This window comes from Micromonospora humi, assembly GCF_900090105.1.
Classification (GTDB): domain Bacteria; phylum Actinomycetota; class Actinomycetes; order Mycobacteriales; family Micromonosporaceae; genus Micromonospora; species Micromonospora humi.
The window spans coordinates 129,761-146,079 of the sequence record NZ_FMDM01000007.1; the positions used below are offsets into that span (position 1 = coordinate 129,761).

The window sequence follows — 16,319 nt, forward strand, 5'->3', positions numbered from 1 at the left end:
GCTGCGCGTAGTCTGTCCCGGTGGCTGATCTTCTCGTCTGGATCGATTGTGAGATGACCGGGCTGGACCTGCGTCGGGACGCCCTGATCGAGGTCGCCGCGCTCGTCACCGACCCCGACCTGAACGTGCTCGGGGACGGCGTGGACGTGGTGATCCACGCCGACGACGCGGCGCTGGACGGCATGCCGGAGATCGTGCGCACCATGCACGCCAAGTCCGGCCTGACCGAGGAGGTACGCCGCTCCACGGTCACCCTGGCCGAGGCCGAGGACATGGTGCTCGACTACGTCACCAGCCACGTGAAGGATCCGCGCACCGCCCCGCTGTGCGGCAACTCCATCGCCACCGACCGGGGCTTCCTGGCCCGCGACATGACCCGGCTCGACGCCCACCTGCACTACCGGATGATCGACGTCTCCTCGATCAAGGAACTGTGCCGGCGCTGGTACCCGCGGGTGTACTTCGGCCAGCCGCAGAAGGGCCTGGCCCACCGGGCGCTGGCCGACATCCGGGAGAGCATCCGGGAGCTGGAGTACTACCGGCGGACGCTGTTCGTGCCGCTGCCCGGGCCGGACGTGGAGACCGCGAAGGGCATCGCCGCGCAGCTCTGACGCCCGGCCGGAACCCGGTGGACGGGGCCGGTCGGGGTGGGGCTATTATTGGTCCGCGCACCGCCCGGGCGACCGGAGCGGCGAGCATGGTGGCTGTAGCTCAGTTGGCAGAGCACCGGGTTGTGGTCCCGGTTGTCGTGGGTTCAATTCCCATCAGTCACCCCAACGACGAAGCCCCCTCCTCCGGGAGGGGGCTTCGTCGTGTACGGGGATTCCTCAGGCGGTCGGCTCGTACGGCAGGGCACTGCCCTTGACGTACTCGTCCCAGCTCATGTTCCAGTCGGTCCAGCCGTTGCCGTTCTGCAGCTTGCGCTCGGTGCCCTTGACCGTGATCGGGTCGCCGAGGCGGGTGTTGGCGAACAGCCAGTTGCCGTCCTTCATCGAGACGTTGACGCAGCCGTGGGAGACGTTCGAGCGGCCCTGCACGCCCTCGGACCAGGGGGCCGCGTGGATGAACTCGCCACCCCAGGTGAGCCGCTGGGCGTAGTCGATCTCGGTGCGGTAACCCTCCTCCGGGCCCAGCTCCTCCATGGTGTCGAAGACGGTGTGCCGGAGCTTCTCGATCACCACCATGGTGCCGCTGGAGGAGGGGGTGCTCTTCTTGCCGAGGCTCACCAGGATCGTCTTGACCGTCTTGCCGTCCTTGGTGACGGTCATCCGCTTGGTGCGGTTGTCCACGGTCATCACGAACGACGGGCCGATCTTGACGTCGACGGTCAGGTCGGAGCGGCCGTACCAGCCGTCGCCGAGCGGCAGCCCGGCCGCCTGCACCTGGTAGGAGACGGTGCTGTTGGCCTTCCAGAACGTCTTCGGCCGGTAGTGCACCTCGGTCGGGCTGATCCAGCGCCAGATGCCCTCCTGGGCCGGCGTGGCGGTCACCGTCATCCGGCGCTGCATGTCGTCGCGGTAGTCCGGCGGGATGGGGCGGCCGAACTTCACGATCAGCGGCATGCCCACGCCGACGACCTGGTTGTCGCCGAGGAAGCTGGTCACCCGCACCTGCTTGGCCGGCTTCGCCATGGTGGTGAACGTGCTGGTGGCGGTGGCCGGCTTGCCGTCGTCGCCGGTGGCGGTCACGGTCGCCGTGTAGGACTGCGCGTAGGCCAGGGCGCCGGCCGGCTGCCAGCTCTTCCCGTCGGCGGCCAGCGTGCCCTCGACGGCCTTGCCGGTGGAGTCCTTCAGTTCGACGGCGGTCTGCTGCGCCTCGGTCGTGGTGAAGGTGATGGCGGTGGTCGCCGGCACGTCCTTGGCGTCGGCGGCCGGTTCGCTGATGGTGGCCGCCGCCTTCGGGGCCTTCTCGCCGCCGTCGTCGCCGCCGCCCTGCCAGCTCGACGGCTTGTCGTCGCCGCCACCGGTGCAGGCGGACGTCAGAGCCATGGCGGCGGCGAGCACCGCGGCGGCGAGAGCACGGCGCCCGCCGCGGCGGGCGCTCCCGCCCCGGATCAGTTCGTCGTGGCCAGCTCGCATGATTCCCTCACAAGTGTGATGCCCGGTCCTCGTCGTCTCTGGTGAGACGCACCGGGCCGGCAACCCGTTGCCGGGAGTGAAGCGGAACACCCCGGTGACGATGTAACGATTCTGTTGTCGTCCGGCGCTTGGTGGTGGGGACGAGTCCCGGCGGCTGCCGGAAGAAGCGCGTCCGACCACGTTACGCCGATCAGAACGGCGAGCCCTGCCCGCCCTTCGGCACCGGCAGGGCGCTGCCGGCGACGAACTCCGACCAGTTCATGCTCCACGCCGTCCAGCCGTTGCCCGGCACCAGCCTGCGCTCGGTGCCCTTCACCGTGATCGGGTCGCCGACCAGCGTCTTGCCGAACAGCCACCGGCCCTCGGCCATCGACACGTTGACGCAGCCGTGCGAGACGTTGCGGCGCCCCTGCACGCCCTCCGACCAGGGGGCCGCGTGGATGTACTCGCCGCCCCAGGTGATCCGCTGGGCGAAGTCGATCTTCGTCACGTACTGGTTGTCCGGGTCCGGCTCGTCGCGGGTGTCGAAGACCGTGGACTCCTTCTTCTCCATCACCACCATGGTGCCGCTGGAGGAGGGGGTGCTCTTCTTGCCCAGGCTCACCGGCAGGGTCTTGATCACCGCGCCGTTCTCCGAGACGGTCATCCGCTTGGTCGCGTTGTCCACCGTCATCTCGAACGCCCGGCCGATCTTCGCGGTGGCGCTCCGGTCCACGTTGCCGTAGCGGCCGTTGCTCAGCGGGATCCCGGCCAGCGCCAGCCGGACCGTGATCGTGGTGCCGGTCTTCCAGTACTCCGGGGCGCGGTAGTAGGCCTGGGTGCCGTTGTAGAGCCAGTGCCACGCGCCGGGCTGCGGCGGATCGGTCTGCACGAACATCCGCTTCTGCACCGCGGCCCGGTCCTTCTTCGGGATGCCGGGCGAGAACTCGGCGACCACGGGCATGGCCACGCCGTACGTCTTGCCGCTGAACAGGTAGAGCCCGGAGCCGATCATCGACTTCGGCTTGGCCATCGTGGTGAAGGTGCTGGTGCCCTGGTGGGTGGCGCCGTCCTTGCCGGCCCCGGTGACCGTGGCGGTGTACTTCGTGCCGTACTTCAACGGCGCCGAGGGCACCCAGGCGGTGCCGTCGCGCCGCATCCGCCCGTTGACGGCGGTGCCGGCGGCGGTGGTGAGCACCACCTTCGACACCGTGCCGCCGCCCGGGATCCGCGCGCTGATCTCGGTGCTCGCCGGCCGGCCGGTCGCGCCGTCGGCCGGCGTCACCGCCAGCGGCGTCGCGGCCGGAGCCGCGTCGCTCGGCGAGGCGCTCGGATCCGGCGCGGTCGACGAGATGCCACCGACCTCCTGCTGGCCGGGCACGAAGGCCGGCTTCTCCTCGTCGCCGCCGCACCCGGTCAGTGCCAGCGACGCCGTGAGGACCAGGACGCCCACCATCGCCCCGGCCCGCGCGAACCTGCCCATGCCCACCCCTGTCGTAGCGTGCCTGGCGGACATCGTGCCCCATCGACGCCAGGGACCCGTGCCCCGGATCGGCGCGGCCGGGTGATTTAGAGGCTTTTGCCGCTTAAGCTCGACCGAAGGGGGGAGCCCGGTATCGGATTGGAACCCGCCTCAGCGGGCATGCTAAGGTTCTTCCCGTTGTCAGCGAGCGCCGCTAGCTCAACTGGCAGAGCAGCGGACTCTTAATCCGCGGGTTCGGGGTTCGAGTCCCTGGCGGCGCACCAACGAGCAAGGCCCTGATCGGCACCCCGTGCCGAATCGGGGCCTTTTTCGCGTCCGCAGAATCCCGCCGGTAATCCTCGGGCCCCTCGCGACACAAGCCACTGTGAGAGTCGCCGAGGCAATGGGGGTTCGGGTGGGTCCACCGAAGAAGCGGGACGAGGGCTGGTTCACCGGTCTCTACGCCGCCGAGTACGCGAACATCGTCAGGTACGGCCTCCGCCGACTCGCGGACTCCGACGCGTCGGCGGAGCTCGCCCAGGAGGTCTTCGTCGTCGCCTGGCGTCGCCGCGACGAGGTGCCCGATCGCAGCCTGCCCTGGCTGTACGGGGTGGCCCGGCGACTCCTTGCGAACCACTGGCGGTCGCGGCGCGGCGCCCCCGATGTCCTGCCCGTCGCCGGTGCCGACCTGGCGCGGGTCGCCGGCTCCTCGGGCGCCGACACCACCGTCGGGATCGCCGACGTCCGGGCCGCGCTGGCCGTCCTCAGCGAACTCGACCAGGAAATTCTCCGGCTCATCGGCTGGGAGGAGCTGACGGTTTCCGAGGCGGCCCAGGTTCTCGGCTGCTCCCGGGCGACCGCGGCGGTGCGCCTGCACCGCGCCCGTGGGCGCCTCGCCGAAGCGATGTCGGACCAGCCCACACCGTCCCCTCACCGCCCCGTGTTGGTGACCACGCGAGAGGAACTGTGATGTTCGGAGCAGAGCGCACCCGTACCCTCCTCGGCCCGGTCGACCCGGCCCGGACCGTCGCCGTCGCCCCGCCGCCGGTCTCGGCAGGTGAACTGATCGACCGCGCCGGCGCCACCGAGACGGTCGGCCCGCATCGTCGCGTACGCCCGACCCGCCGGCTGGTGCTGACGGCCGGGACGCTGGCGGCGGCGGTCGGCGCCGTGGCCGTTCTCCAGCCGTTCGACCGGTCCTCGCCGGACGTTCCGGGCGGTGCTGGGAGCACGGCCGGATCGGTGCTCGTGCCGGTCTCGTACCAGTTCGTCGCGGACCCGCCGGAGGCTGGCCCGCAGCTGCGCGCGCTGGCGGGCGCGATCGGGGATGCGGAGTACGACCACCTGCGCGGACGCTACATGTACCACCACACGAAGGTGTGGGGTGATCCGGTGATGACCTCCGCCGACGGCCGTCACCACGTCGCCTTCGCCGGCGAGACGAAGGCCTGGCAGGCCGCCGACGGGACCGGCAGCCAGATCAACACGCAGTTGGAGCCGCAGTACCCCGACCGGGAGTCCCGCGACTACTGGCAACGCAACCTGGACTCGCGTCCGGCGGTCGGCACCTCGGCGGCTCCGGCCATGATCCCGCTGCCGCCCACGGAGCTCAGGCCACCGTCGGCCGACCCGTCGGCGCTGCGCGGGCTGCTCAAGGTGGAGTACGGGCCGGGCGCCGCGAGCAAGGAGGTCAGCGCCCTCTACGCGCAGTTCGTCATCCCGCGCGCCACCCGAGCGGCGATCCTGCGGGTCCTCGCCGAGGTGCCCGGCTTCCGCTGGCGGGGACGGGTGACGGACCGCGCCGGTCGGAACGGGGTCGCCGTGACCTTCGACGACCGCGAGAACGACGCGCAGTCTCTCCTGATCTTCGATCCGACGACGGGTGAACTGCTCGCCCACGAGCGACTGACGCTGTCGCCCGTGCGGATCAGCGCCTACCAGGTGATCCTCGGCACCGCCTGGACCGATCGCGTGGGTTGACCGCCGCGCGCCGGGCCGCTTCCTCCGGAGCGGCCCGGCGTCGAGTCCCTGCCGACCGCCGACGAGCTGACGCGATAAATCGTCAGACGTCTATGGTTGCATTCATCATATGTCTGGCCTACGCTGCCGGCAGGGCATTCGTAGCGATCGGCAAGGCGTGTGGGTGACAGAGGTCCCCCAAGCCACTGGTGACGTCGCTGTTTCCGTGCTCGCCGCTCGATACGTGCGTGCACCATGTCGAGGGCAAGTGAGAGGAACAGCGCATGTCATCAATCGTGTCCACCGCCCGCCTGGCGTTGCTGACGGTCGCGGCGCTCGTCGCCGTCGTGTCGCCGGCGGTGCTGACCAACCAGACGCCGGCCGCGGCCGCGGTCCAGCAGACCTATTACGTCTCACCCGACGGCAGTGACGCCAACCCGGGGACGATCCAGTCCCCGTTCCGGACCCTGCAACGCGCGCGGGACGTCGTCCGTACCGTGAACGCGGGCATGACGGGCGACATCAACGTGTTCCTGCGCGGCGGGACCTACCCGGTGGGCAGCACCGTCGAGTTCGGCCCGGGCGACTCCGGCACGAACGGGTTCCGGGTCGTCTACGCCGCCTATCCCGGTGAGAGTCCGGTCCTCGACGGTGGCGTCCAGGTGACCGGGTGGAGCCAGCACAGCGGCAACATCTGGAAGGCGCCACTCGACCGGGCCAACAAACTGCGGGCGCTCTACGTCAACGACAAGCGCGCGTTCATGGCCTCGAAGACGGTCACCTCGCAGGGATGTCAGGGGACGTACACCGTCACGGCCGGTCAGGCCGACTGGGCGTGGGAATCAGGTTCACAGTGCGACGGCGCCCGGTACGGTCTGGCCGACTTCCCCGCCATCGCCCGCAACCAGGACGACATCGAGATCGAGACGGGTACGACCTGGACCACGGCCCTCGTCGGCGTCCGCCAGGTGACGACCACCTCCGACGGCGGGAGTCGGGTCGCCCTCTTCCAGCAGCCGGGTGCGGCCATCGCGCAGGGCGCCTTCAACGGCAACGCTCAGGTGGGCGGCACGCACAAGCTCATGAACGCGTACGAGTTCCTGGACACCCCCGGCGAGTTCTACTTCGACAAGAGCAGCCGGACCTTGTACTACTACAAGGCCAGCACCGAGAACATGTCGACCGCCACGGTCTACGCGCCGAACAACGTGACCACGCTGCTGCGGGTCGCCGGCACCTCGACCGGCAGCCACGCGCGCAACATCACGTTCTCGGGCCTGACGGTGCAGCACTCCGACTGGAACCTGTTCACCGTCGCCGGCTCGTCCTTCAAGCAGGCGCAGCAGGGCAACCTCGGCGCCCAGGCGTACGCGAAGGGCAACTTCCACGTCTACTACTACCGCAACGTGGACGTCACCCCCGGCATCGTCCAGGTGCAGAACGCCGACGGGATCCTGCTGCACCGCAACCGGATCCAGCACACCGGCGCCGACGGGATCAACATGGTCAACGACGTGCAGGCCAGTCAGTTGATCGGCAACCACACCAACGACATCGCCGGATCCGCGATCACCGTGGGCCATCCCCAGCACGTCTACCTCGGAGACGGCACCCCGACCAACCGGGAGAAGTACTCCCCGCAGGTCGAGGGCCTACCGAAGAACATCGACATCAGGAACAACTACCTGTACGACAGCGCGGTCCTGTTCAACGGGCACAGCCCGATCTCGGCCTACTTCGCCGACACCCTCACCATCGCGCACAACCGGATCGAGAAGGCGCCGTGGGCCGGCATAACCCTCGGCTGGGGCTGGTGGAACTTCGACGGGTCGTCGGGCTCGATCGCGCCGAACCGACCGACCACGACGGCGCGGAACAACACCGTCAGCCACAACCACATCATCGACACGGTGCAGCGTCTCAGCGACACCGCACCCATCTACACGCTCGGCAGCCAGCCCGGCACCAGGATCACCGACAACTATCTCCAGGGCGTGCCCGCCGGCCACAAGTACGGGCTGCACCCGGACGAGGGCTCGGCGTTCATCACGTTCCGGGACAACGTCCTGAGCATCGACAAGAACGTCACCTGGATGATCAATTCCGACGACTTCGGCCGGAAGCACGACCTGAGCATCACGCAGACCTACGGCCCGATCAACAAGGTCTCGAACAAGAACCTGCCGAACAGCACGATCGGCGACATCATCGTCTCCTCCGACTACGTCTGGCCGGCGGCGGCGTACGCCATCGCGGTGAACTCCGGTCTCGAGGACGCCTACCGGGACGTCCTCGCGACGGGCACCGTCTCCGCACCGGACTACCTCCTGCCGGCGAGCACGTTCGTCACCGGCGCGACGGCGTCGATCCCGATCCGCGGCACCGGTGACGCGACCAGGACGGTCTGGCTGGCGCCCGCCGGCACGACCACCTTCACCGCCGGCCCGACGATGACCAGGGCGGCCGGCGACGCCACCTCCATCGCCGTGCCGGCCACGTCGGGGGAGTACCGCCTCTACGTCGTCGACGCCCAGGGCAACCGCTCGGCGGAGTCGACCTCGATCGTCCGGCAGCAGAGCGGCGGCGGCAGCCCGACGGGCGGGCAGCTCGTGGGCGGCCAGTCGGGCCGCTGCGTCGAGGTGCCCAACTCCTCGACCGCCAACGGCACCCAGGTGCAGCTCTGGGACTGCGGCGGTGGCACCAACCAGCGCTGGACCTCCACCAGCGGCAGACAACTGACCGTGTACGGCAACAAGTGCCTGGACGCGTCCGGCGGCGGCACTGCCAACGGCACCGCGGTCATCATCTGGGACTGCCACGGCGGGCTCAACCAGCAGTGGAACGTGAACAGCAGCGGCACCATCACGAACGTCCAGTCCGGGCTCTGTCTCGACGCCAACGGCGCCGCCAGCGCCAACGGCACGAAGATCATCCTCTGGGCGTGCAACGGTGGCGCCAACCAGAGGTGGACCCTGCGCGGCTGACGGCCAGGATGGAGGCATGACCGCCCTCGCGTACCTCGTGCCGCTGGCCACGGCCGTCCGGGCCGGCGTGGGGCTGGTCGCCGCGCGCGGCTCGGACGTTCGGCGGCGCGTCCCGGTCGCGACCGTCGCGGCGCTGGTCGTCGTCGGCGTGCCGACGCTGCTCCAGCTCACCGTCGCGCCGGCGCTGCTCGGGCAGCTCGGACGCGACCGGGCCGCGATCGGCGACGGCCAGGTCTGGCGGCTGGTGACCTCGCTCGTCGTGCAGGACGGCGGCGTGGCCGGCTCGGTCTTCAACCTGGCCGCCCTCGCCGTGGTGGGGGTGGTGGCCGAGCGGGTCTGGGGGGCGGGGCGCTGGGCGGTGGTCGCGCTCGCCTCCGGCGTGCTCGCGCAGGTGTGGGGGCTCGTGGTGCAACCGGTCGGCGCCGGGAACTCCGTCGCGGTGTTCGGTCTGGCCGCGTCCGTCGCCGTCGTGGCGGTCCGGTCCGGCGACCGCGTGGGCCGCCTGCTCGGGGTGGCGAGTCTGCTCGTCGCGGTGGCGCTGCTGGTGGCCGGTGACATCCACGGCGGCGCGGCGGTGGTCGGCGCGGCGGTGGGGACGGTCCTGACCGCGACGGACCGGAGGAGCCGCCGGTGACGGCGCACAGCCGCCGAGGCGGGGCCGGCGCACCGGGCCCGCCTCGGCGGGGTTCACGTCACCAGGTCAGCGGCAGGGTGCCGATGAACCGGGTGAGCGCGCCGGCGAGCAACTGGTCGTCGCGCTTGGACGGGTGCCAGTCGCAGCCGAGCTTGTCCAGGCCCAGCGCGGTGTCGTCGTAGTAGAGCGAGCGGATCCGGGTGTCGCCCGCGGCCGTACGGATCCGGACGACCTGCTGGACCGAGGCGGCCAGCGGCGTGTTGGACAGGTCCGGGTAGGTGAGCACGATGAACGTGTTCGGGCCGTAGCGGGTGCGGAGCTTGTCGAGGAAGCCCAGGTACGCGGTGCGGAAGTCGGCGGCGAGCTGCTCGGGCGTGGTCCACCGCTCGCCGGCGTTGAGCGCGGTGGAGAAGTCGTTGATGCCCAGGCCGACGACGACCACCTGCGGCTTCCAGGTGCCCGGGTTCTGCCACACCGTGCTGTTCCACAGCGCCTGCAGGTCGGTCTCGTACCAGGTGCGGAAGTTGTCCGTGCCCCCGCCGTTGTAGTTGCGCACCATGCCCAGGCCGGACCAGGCGATGAGCTGGTAGTCGGCGTTCAGGCTCTGTGCGGTGAGGGCGCCGAAGGTGAGGTCGGCGTTGGAGTTGCGGGTGACGCCACCGTTGCCGGAGCAGTCGCGGGTCGTCGACATGTTGCCGTAGCCGGCCGTCCAGGAGTCACCGATGAACTCGATCTGGCGGCTGCGGGCGGCCGGCTTGGCCAGGATCGCGCCACCGGGGGCGGCGACGAGACCACCGAACGCGCCCACGGCCCACGGGCTCTCGGTGCGCTTGACCAGGCGTACGGTGTGGTCGGCGTCGGTGAGATTCCGGATCCAGTAGGTGGTCCGGCCGGGGGTGACCAGCGTGGCGACGGTCGCCCCGTCCACCTGCACGGCATAGTCGTTCTGGCTGTCGTCGAGGACGATCCCGACGCCGGTGCCGCGGAACCGGCCCTCGAAGTAGATGCCGGGCCAGGTGTACTGGACGTCGGTGCCGGCCGCCCGGACCCGGCCGACAGTGCGTGTCTGCTCCAGCGCCCCGGAGGCCGGCGGCGGGCTGGTCGGCGGCGGGCTGGTCGGCGGCGGCGGGCTGGTCGGCGGCGGGGCGCTGGTCGGCGTGCTGGTGGGTGGCGCGGTCGTGGTCGGGGCCGGGCGGCCGGTGCACGGCACGCCGTCGAGCGCGAAGTCGGTCGGCGCCGGGTTGGACGCGTTGTCCCACGAGCCGCTGAACCCGAACTGTGCGGTGGCCCCGGTGCCGAGACCGCCGTTCCAGGCGGCGTTGGTGACGGTGACCCGGCCGGCGGACTGCGTCACCGTGCCGTTCCACGCCTGTCCGACCACCTGTCCGGCGGTGAACGACCAGGTCAGCCGCCAGCCGTTCAGCGGATCGCCGAGGTTGGTGACGTCGACGTTCGCGCCGAAGCCGCCCGGCCACTGGCTGGTCACCGTGTAGGTGACCCGGCAGCCGGCGGCGGCCTGCGCGGAGACGGCGGCGGTGAGTGCGGCGGCCACGGCGACGGCGGCGGCGGTGAGCACCGCCGCCGCCGACCGGAGCCGGGCGTGCGGAAGTCGCATCTGTGCTCCTTGACGGGGTGCGCTACGAGGTGGCGCAGGTGATCGCGCTCGGCGCTGGTGAGCTGCTGCCGTTGGCGAGGAAGCCGAAGGTCGTCGACCCGCCGGCGTTCAGCGCGCCGTTGTAGGCCGCGTTGCGGACGCTGACCGCGCCGGTGGTGCCGGTGGCCACCCCGTTCCACACGTTGGCGATGCTCTGCCCGCCGGCCAGCGTCATCCGTACCGTCCAGCCGGTGACGGCCCTCGTGCTGCTCACGGTCACCTCGCCCTGGAAACCACCGGTCCAACTGCTGACCAGCCGATAGCTGGCGGTGCAGGCGCCGGAGGGGTCCGGCGGCGGCGTGGTGGGCGGTGCGGTGGTGGGCGTCGTGGTGGGCGGTGCGGTGGTGGGTGGCGGCGTGGTGGGCGTGCCGCCGTCCGGGGCGACCGCCCGTCCGGTGGCCGGCGAGATCATGCCGGCGCACAGGCCACGGCTCGACAGGTTGCTGACGATCCGGGGGATGGCGGCGATCGTGTTGGCCGGCCAGTCGTGCATCAGGATGGACTGCCCGGCCTGGAGCCGGCTCGCGTTCTGCACGATCTGGTCGGTGCTGGCGTTGTTCCAGTCCTGCGAGTCCACGTCGGCGTTGATCTCGGTGAGCCCGAACTGGGCCTCGACCGCCCGCAGCGTCGCGTTGGACTCCAGGTAGGGCGGCCGGAACAGCTTGGGCGCCTCGCCGGTGGCCTGCTGGATCGCCTGCTGGGTCTGGGAGATCTCCGAGGTCATCTGCGCCTGGCTGAGCTGGGTCATGTGCGGGTGCGTCCAGCTGTGGTTCCCGACCCACATGCCGGCGTCCCGCTGCGCCCTGGCCAGCGCCGGGTTGGCCTGCACGTTCTGGCCGACGTTGAAGAACGTCGCCCGTACGCCGGCCGCCCTGAGGGTGTTGATCAGCGTGGTGGTGTTGCCGGGGGTGGGCCCGTCGTCGAAGGTCAGCGCCACGTAGCCGGTGCAGGCGGCGGCCATCGATGGCGCGGCGGTGACCACCAGGCCGGAGGCCACCGCGGTCAGCAGGGCGGCGGCCGCGGCCACCACCATCGGGCGGCGTGCGGATCGGGTCGGGGCAGCCGTCGGTCCGGCTGGGAAGGGCGTCATCGAGGTTCTCCCGCTGGCGTTCGAGGTGCTGCTCGGCGCCCTGGGGAACGCATTGCCGGAGTCGGTCCGCATCGTCTCGGCGTGGCGCTGGCAGCGATGTCCTGTCGGTGGCCACGGTTCGACCCGAGGCCAGCCCGGCTCCGGTGCGATTATGCCGTCTGACTTCGACGATCGTCAATTGAAGCGGGGAACGGCTCGCGCAGCGTGAACGCCTCCGCCGACGGCCCGTTGCGCCGCAACGCCTCCAACCGCGTGGCTGCCTCCTCGATGGACGGCAGCGTGCCGGCCGGGATCCACCAGAGCACCAGGTGCTCGGCGTCGAGCGGGACGAACCACTCCCGCCGTCGCCGCATCGGCTCCAGGTGCGCGGTCCGGTAGACGAAGGCGCGCAACGACTCGATCGACTCCCAGACGGTCAGGTTCACGATGACGTCCGGCTCGAAGGGCCGGAACGCGGTGGCGTCGCCGGAGTCGTCCTGGAGTCGCCAGACGTAGCCGGGGGAGCGTTCGGCGAGGTCGTGGATCTCGGGCAGCCGGGCGACGAAGTCGGCCAGCACGGGGCTGTCGATCGGGGCGCGCAGCCGGGCGATGTTCAGCTGCGCGAGGTGACTGTCGGCCATGGAGCCAGACTACCGTCTATGTCAACGCTCATTGTTTTTAGAGTGGATCGCCACGCAGCAGCCGGTCGGACCAGGATCGAGGCGCACCACCTGGCCGCCGTCGCCGACCACCGCCTCGAGCATCGCCAGGTTCAACCCGCAGACCAGCCCGGGGTGCGAGTGCGCCACCGCGTCGAACGGGCAGTTGCGCAACCGGACCGTCCGGTCCGCGTCCTCGTACGGCTCGTAGCCCAGCGCCGCCAACCGGCCCAGCGTGTCCCCGCCGGCCAGCTTCGCCCCCTGCGCGGCGGCCGCCGCGTACGCCGCCGGCTCCGCGCCCACCCGCTCGATCGCGCTCGCCAGCACCCCGGCCAGCAGCCGGTAGTCGCGCGGCGGCACCGTCACCGTGTGCTCGGCCGCCGACCGGCGGTACAGCTTGGCCGGCCGTCCCGCCCCCGGCCCGCCGGCGCGCGGCGCGTTGGTCGCCTCCAGCAACCCCGCGTCGGTCAGCTTGTCCAGGTGGAACGCCGCCAGGGTGCGGCCGATGCCGACCCCCTCGGCCACCTCGTTGCGGCTCACCGGCTCGGCCCGCGCGGCGACGTACTCGTAGACCGTCCGGCGCACCGGCTCCCGCAACGCGGCGATGGCCTCCAACGACATGCCCCGACGCTACCCGCCGGGGCGCTCGGGCGACCGGTCCCCGACAGAGCACGGGGAATCGCGGCGCCGCGCCCCTACAGTCCCCACCATGAGGTGGACCGTGCGATCCGCGACCGGGCTCGCCGTACTCGTGACGGCTCTGGCGGCCGGGGCGGCGAGCGCCGCCGCGGCACCCGCCGACGACGGTCTCGGCCTGGCGCTGCGGCCCGGGCAGGCGGACTACCGCGCCGGCGACCAGGTCCGCCTGGACCTCACCGTCACGAACTCCACCGGGTCGGCGTGCGCGCTGCCCACCACCGCCGTCGGCACCGCCCAGATCACCGGGGTACGCCGGGACGGGCGCGACCTCGCGCCGTCGCTGGCCCGCAGCTTCCACGACGACGGCATCGCCGCCGCGGCCGGCGCCGGCCTGACCACGGTCGAACCCGGCGCGACCGCGACCGTGAAGCTGACCGGCATCCGGCTGCACGACGGGGACGCCCCCGGCGACGTGGTGTTCCGCTCGGTGGCCGCCACGCCGGACGGTGGCGGCCTGGACTCGCTCTGGCCGGTCGGCGCCCCCGGCCGGTACGAGGTCACCGCCGGCTACGTGACGCTGCCGGTCACCGGCGCGACGAACCTCTGCCCGGGCGCGACGGCGCTGCGGACCACCACGTTCACGGTCGGCGACGGCGGCACGGCCGCCCGCCGCTGGCTCTGGCCGGTCGCCGGGGCGCTGGTGCTGCTGGCGCTGCTGGCCGTGCTCGTGGTCGTGCTGCGGGCCCGCCGCCGACGGCCGACCGCCGCCGCCGTGGCCCTGCTGCTGGTGGCGGTGGGCGCGCTGGTCGGTGGCGGTTCCCGGCCGGCCCGGGCGGACTACTCGATCGACCCGACCGGGGGCGTGCCGGTCAGCGGCGTCGACTTCCAGGCCGCCGTCGACGGCTGCCTCAAGGGGTTCGCCGAGCCCGGCGGCGACCCGGCCGGCCTGCTGCCCCGGCTGAAGGACAAGAAGACGCCGAAGGTGCGGATCGTCCCCACCCCGGGCGGGTCGGGCGCGTTCGAGACGCCGGAGAGCGCCGACGGCAAGGGCTCGTCCTCGGTCACCTGGAACCCGACCTCCACCGACCCGTACGACGACGGGGTGGCCCGGGACCCCTGCGCCGCGCTCTACCACGAGCTGAACCACGCCGACGACATCTCCCGCGGCGCGGTCCCGCCCGGCCAGTGCGGGAGCACCGGGATCCCCACCGCGGAGGTGAAGGCGACGCTCGCGGAGAACCGCTACCGGGCCGCGAAGGGCCTGCCGCCGCGCACCCAGTACAAGGAACATCCGCTGCCGAAGAGCCTCGACGAGTGCAAGAAACCGGCGAAGAAGACGCCCCCGCCCAAGGGGCCGGTGAAACTCTGCGAGAACGGCGCCGACTGCGGCGGCAGCAACGGCGACCCGCACCTGGTCACCTTCGACCGGGTCTCCTACGACTTCCAGGCCGTCGGCGAGTTCACGCTCGTCACCGCCACCGGCGGCGACCCGCTGGAGGTGCAGGTCCGCCAGGCGCCGATGGCCGGCACCCGTACCGCCTCGGTCAACTCGGCGGTCGCGTTCCGGATCGGCGCCCACCGCGTCGCGCTCACCCTCACCGGCGGCGCCACCCGGGTGCACGTCGACGGTGCGCCGCTGGCCGCGCCGCCGGAGCGCACCGACCTGGCCGGCGGCGGCACCCTCACCCGCCGTCCCTCCGACACCGGAGCGACCGACGGGTACGACGTGACGTGGCCGGACGGCTCCGCGGCGGCGGTCGACCAGATCGGCCGCTACGGCTACCGGGTGCTGGTCCGGCTCGCCGACGACCGGGCCGGAAAGGTACGCGGCCTGCTCGGCGACTTCGACGGCGACCCCGGCGACGACATCGCCCCCGCCGCCGGGCCGGCCCTCACCCAGCCCGTGCCGTTCGCGGCGCTCTACCCGGCGTACGCGGACAGCTGGCGGATTCCCGCGGACCGCTCGCTGCTGCACTACGACGACGGGGAGGACACCGGCACGTTCACCGACCGCGGCTTCCCCGAGCGGGAGGTGACCGCCGGCGGCCTCGACCCGGCCCGGCGCGCCGCCGCCGAGCAGATCTGCCGGTGGGCCGGCGTCACCGCCCCCGGCCCGCTCGCCGAGTGCGTCTTCGACGTCGCGGTCAGCGGGCGGCCCGAGTTCGCCGTCGCCGGGGCCACCACCGAACAGGTCGCCCCGCCCACCGGCGCGCCGATCACCGCCGTGCCGGTCGCCACCGCCAGCCTCACCCCCGGCGGCGAGCCGCTGACGTTCCCCGGCCGCGCCGGCGACGCCGTCTTCGTCGACGTCACCGCCCCCGGCATCGCCGACCGCTGCTCGCCCTACCAGCTCGTCGACCCGGACGGGCGGGAGATCGCCGGCGGCTGCAACATCAACGGCATCGGCTACGTCGACCGCGTCGACCTCACCGCCACCGGCCGGTACGCGCTGCGGGTCGCCGCCGCCCCCGGCGACACCGGCCGCGCCGCCGTCCGGGTCTACGCCGCCCGGGACAGCGGCGGCACCCTGCAACCCGACGGCCCGACCGTGACCGCGTCGATCGCGCAACCCGGCGCCCGGGCGCGCTACCGGTTCACCGGCCGGGCCGGGGAGCGGGCCTACGTCGAGGTGCCCGACAGCACGCTGCCCGACCAGTGCTCCCCGCTGGAGTTGCGGGATCCGGCCGGGCAACTGCTGCGCAGCGGCTGCGTGGTGAACGGCGTCGGCGAGGTCGACGGCACGCTCCTGCCCGCCGACGGGACGTACACCGTGCTTGTCGACCCGGTCGAGCGCGGCACCGGCACGGCGACGCTGCGCCTGGTCACGAGCCGCGACCGGGACGCGACGATCACCGTCGGCGGGCCGCCGGTCGTCGCGGACGTCGACCGGCCCGGCGCGGTGACCGGCTACCGGTTCACCGCCACCGCCGGCACGTCGGTGACGGTGACCGCCACCGCCGCGACGCTGCCCGACCAGTGCGGCGCGCTGGTGCTGCGCGCGCCGGACGGCAGCACGCTCACCACCGGCTGCGTGATCAACGGCGCCGGCGGGATCACCGCGACCACGCTGCCGGCGGCCGGGTCGTACACGCTGCTGGTCGACCCGTCGGGGGCGGCGACCGGGCGGGTCACGCTGGCCCTGCGGTGAGGTCGCCCCCTGGGTGCGGAGGCCGGCGCGGGGGCTGCTAACGTTCCGTCCCGT

The 16,319-nt window shown here is 72.2% G+C and carries 12 protein-coding genes and 2 tRNA genes; 8 read left to right on the top strand and 6 right to left on the bottom strand.

All coding sequences use genetic code 11. From position 1 onward, the window contains the following. The first annotated feature begins 20 nt into the window (after positions 1-20). Positions 21-611: an oligoribonuclease gene (gene orn / locus GA0070213_RS15570; RefSeq protein ID WP_091063613.1), complete on the top strand. Its 591-nt coding sequence runs from the start codon at positions 21-23 to the stop codon at positions 609-611. An 89-nt stretch (positions 612-700) separates the two neighbouring features. Continuing rightward, positions 701-776, top strand: a tRNA-His gene (locus GA0070213_RS15575). 51 nt (positions 777-827) lie between these two features. Here GA0070213_RS15575 and GA0070213_RS15580 read toward each other — a convergent pair. Both GA0070213_RS15580 and GA0070213_RS15585 read right to left on the bottom strand, forming a co-directional pair. Then, positions 828-2,078, bottom strand: a complete 1,251-nt coding sequence (locus GA0070213_RS15580) for a L,D-transpeptidase (RefSeq protein ID WP_091063616.1) — start codon at positions 2,076-2,078, stop codon at positions 828-830. 190 nt (positions 2,079-2,268) lie between these two features. Beyond that, positions 2,269-3,540, bottom strand: coding sequence for a L,D-transpeptidase (locus GA0070213_RS15585; protein WP_091063620.1), 1,272 nt, complete (start codon positions 3,538-3,540; stop codon positions 2,269-2,271). Positions 3,541-3,727: 187 nt separating this feature from the next. Here GA0070213_RS15585 and GA0070213_RS15590 point away from each other — a divergent pair. The 5 genes from GA0070213_RS15590 to GA0070213_RS15610 all read left to right on the top strand — a co-directional run bounded on the left by GA0070213_RS15590 (position 3,728) and on the right by GA0070213_RS15610 (position 9,096). Continuing rightward, a tRNA-Lys gene (locus GA0070213_RS15590) sits at positions 3,728-3,803 on the top strand. 131 nt (positions 3,804-3,934) lie between these two features. Beyond that, on the top strand, positions 3,935-4,489 hold the full coding sequence (locus tag GA0070213_RS15595) for an RNA polymerase sigma factor (protein ID WP_175441351.1): 555 nt from the start codon (positions 3,935-3,937) through the stop codon (positions 4,487-4,489). After that, positions 4,489-5,499 carry a CU044_5270 family protein gene (locus GA0070213_RS15600; protein ID WP_091063629.1) on the top strand — a complete coding sequence of 337 codons (1,011 nt, stop codon included), beginning with the start codon at positions 4,489-4,491 and terminating at the stop codon, positions 5,497-5,499. The genes GA0070213_RS15595 and GA0070213_RS15600 overlap by 1 nt, the downstream gene beginning before the upstream one ends. 263 nt (positions 5,500-5,762) lie before the next feature. Beyond that, positions 5,763-8,462 (top strand): ricin-type beta-trefoil lectin domain protein, encoded by a 2,700-nt coding sequence (locus GA0070213_RS15605; RefSeq protein ID WP_091063634.1) that lies wholly within the window; start codon positions 5,763-5,765, stop codon positions 8,460-8,462. A 16-nt stretch (positions 8,463-8,478) separates the two neighbouring features. Further along, entirely contained in the window at positions 8,479-9,096 is a 618-nt protein-coding gene (locus GA0070213_RS15610) for a rhomboid family intramembrane serine protease (protein ID WP_091063638.1), read from the top strand. A 58-nt stretch (positions 9,097-9,154) separates the two neighbouring features. Here the strand turns inward: GA0070213_RS15610 and GA0070213_RS15615 are convergent, their stop codons facing one another. From GA0070213_RS15615 to GA0070213_RS15630, 4 genes are all read right to left on the bottom strand, one after another. Beyond that, positions 9,155-10,711 (bottom strand): cellulose binding domain-containing protein, encoded by a 1,557-nt coding sequence (locus GA0070213_RS15615; protein WP_091063642.1) that lies wholly within the window; start codon positions 10,709-10,711, stop codon positions 9,155-9,157. A gap of 22 nt (positions 10,712-10,733) precedes the next feature. Then, a complete protein-coding gene (locus GA0070213_RS15620; protein ID WP_245716412.1) occupies positions 10,734-11,840 on the bottom strand; it encodes a polysaccharide deacetylase family protein in 1,107 nt (368 codons plus the stop codon). A gap of 149 nt (positions 11,841-11,989) precedes the next feature. Continuing rightward, the gene (locus GA0070213_RS15625; protein WP_091063649.1) at positions 11,990-12,460 is read right to left on the bottom strand and encodes a DUF3291 domain-containing protein; all 471 of its coding nucleotides are present in this window, start codon (positions 12,458-12,460) and stop codon (positions 11,990-11,992) included. A 21-nt stretch (positions 12,461-12,481) separates the two neighbouring features. Continuing rightward, positions 12,482-13,099, bottom strand: a complete 618-nt coding sequence (locus GA0070213_RS15630) for a helix-turn-helix transcriptional regulator (RefSeq protein ID WP_091063653.1) — start codon at positions 13,097-13,099, stop codon at positions 12,482-12,484. 88 nt (positions 13,100-13,187) lie between these two features. Between GA0070213_RS15630 and GA0070213_RS15635 the strand changes: the two genes are divergently transcribed. Next, positions 13,188-16,265 (top strand): VWD domain-containing protein, encoded by a 3,078-nt coding sequence (locus tag GA0070213_RS15635; RefSeq protein ID WP_091063658.1) that lies wholly within the window; start codon positions 13,188-13,190, stop codon positions 16,263-16,265. The last annotated feature ends 54 nt before the right edge of the window (positions 16,266-16,319 follow it).